Genomic DNA, 1,663 nt, shown 5'->3' on the forward strand with positions numbered 1-1,663 from the left:
CTTGCGTCGGAAGCACCCATCATCAGGCTCGTGAACCTCTTCATCACCCGTGCCGTGGAGTTAAGGGCGAGCGACATCCATATCGAGCCTTTCGAAGACGAGATGAAGATCCGCTACCGCATAGACGGCGTCCTCAATGACGTGGAATCGACACCGAAGAGACTTCAGGCGGCCATCGTCTCGCGCATAAAGATCATGGCCAGGCTCAACATTGCCGAGCGCAGGCTTCCCCAGGACGGAAGGATACGGCTGCGTGTGGGCGAGAAAGAGATCGCCATCAGGGTTTCCACCATCCCCATCGTGAACGGAGAGAGCATCGTCATGAGGCTGCTCGACAGGGAAAGCATCGTCATTGACCTTGACAGACTGGGTTTTTCGCAGGCCATGCTTATTTCCCTCGACAAGCTCATAACGAAGCCGAACGGCATCATCCTTGTGACGGGGCCCACGGGCAGCGGCAAGACAACGACCCTTTACGGGGCACTCGACAAGATAAATTCGCCTCACAACAAGATCATCACCGTGGAAGATCCGGTGGAATATCAGTTGAAAGGCGTCAACCAGATCCAGGTGAAGCCCCAGATCGGGCTCGATTTTAACAGCACATTGCGCCACATCGTCAGGCAGGACCCGGACATCATCATGATAGGCGAAATCAGGGACCTGGAGACTGCTCAGATAGCCATCCAGTCGGCGCTGACAGGGCATCTTGTATTCTCCACCCTTCACACAAACGACGCACCGAGCGCAATCACACGTCTTCTTGACATGGGCGTGGAGAGCTTTCTCCTGTCATCCACGGTCCGGGGCATCCTCGCGCAGAGGCTCGTGAGGATGATCTGCCCCGATTGCAGGCGTCAGGCAGGCGTATCCGACGACGTGGAGGAACTCATGGCCCTCGGCATGGGCAGCGGCGTGCCCATCTGGCGGGGAGCGGGCTGCGAGGCCTGCGGGCATACGGGGTTCTTCGGGCGCTCGGGGCTCTTCGAGCTTCTCATTATCGATGAAGAGCTGAGAAGGCTGACGTTGAAGGGTGCAGACGAGGGAGAGATCAGGGCGCAGGCGAGAAGGTCGGGCATGAAGACGCTTCTCGAGGACGGAATGGAGAAGATCCGTATGGGTGTGACCACCCTTGACGAGGTCTTTCGGGTCACGAGGGAGGATTAATTGGGAGTATATTCGTACAAGGCGACAACCCTTGAAGGCGGCATCATCGAAGGCACCATCGAGGCGCCCGATGAGGGCATGGCCCTCACGAGGATCAAGGACTCGGGCGCCATACCTTTGAAGGTTTCGTCACCGAGAAAGGGGGTTCTCAAAAAGGGCATTTCACTGCACTCATCGAAGGGCGATCTTCTCACCTTCACTGCCGAGTTGTCGGCGCTTATCGGCGCGGGCCTTCCCCTCGACCGGAGCCTCAACATCCTGGCCGGGGTCTCTGAAGGCAGGCAGATGCAGGAGGTGGTCAATTCCGTTCTGAAACTCATACGGGAAGGGAGTTCCTTTTCCGATGCCCTGAAAAAACATCCCAGGGTTTTTCCCAGGCTTTACGTGAATATGGTCCGGGCCGGTGAAACGGGTGGTGTTCTGGAGATCGTCCTCGAAAAGCTGGGCGAGTTTCTCGAAACAGCGAAAGAACTGAAAGACAGTGTCTACTCGGCCA

The 1,663-nt window shown here is 57.2% G+C and carries 2 protein-coding genes; both read left to right on the plus strand.

Translation table 11 applies throughout. The annotated features are described in order from the left end of the window. The coding region (tadA, locus tag GXX82_16790; protein NLT24702.1) for a Flp pilus assembly complex ATPase component TadA at positions 1–1,167 on the plus strand (1,167 nt) is incomplete at its 5' end. Next, positions 1,168–1,663 (plus strand): type II secretion system protein GspF (locus tag GXX82_16795; GenBank protein ID NLT24703.1); only part of this gene is annotated, 496 nt, incomplete at its 3' end.

The sequence above is a fragment of the Syntrophorhabdus sp. genome (assembly GCA_012719415.1).
Lineage (GTDB): Bacteria > Desulfobacterota > Syntrophorhabdia > Syntrophorhabdales > Syntrophorhabdaceae > Delta-02.